Below are 335 nucleotides of genomic sequence, written 5' to 3' on the forward strand. Positions count from 1 at the left end.
TCGCAGACTGCCGCTTCGCCGGAAACGATGACCGAATATCTGGATCTGGACTGGTTCAGGCAGCAGCAGCGGACGTCGCAAAATCCGTTCGATATCATTCCGGCTCATGGCACATCCTCCGCCGGAGGCGACCCGGAAACAGAGAACCCCCTGACCCGGCTTTATCAGGAATACCGCGAGGCGTTATTGTCTCCCGGTCAGGATATTCAACGCCAGGCCGATCCCTTTCCCTTTAACGGTGAGGCAGCCACGCAGGATCTGGCCTCATTGCGGGATCCAACGGCTGAAGCCGGTACGTTGCAGGATATGGTCACAGGCGGGTTAAGCATTGATGC

The 335-nt window shown here is 57.9% G+C and carries 1 pseudogene; it reads left to right on the top strand.

The annotated features are described in order from the left end of the window. Nucleotides 1-335, top strand: a pseudogene (locus tag RTW80_RS28095) (type VI secretion system-associated protein TagK); the annotation flags it as partial.

Source organism: Escherichia sp. AM3 (genome assembly GCF_032029835.1).
Taxonomy (GTDB): domain Bacteria; phylum Pseudomonadota; class Gammaproteobacteria; order Enterobacterales; family Enterobacteriaceae; genus Escherichia; species Escherichia coli.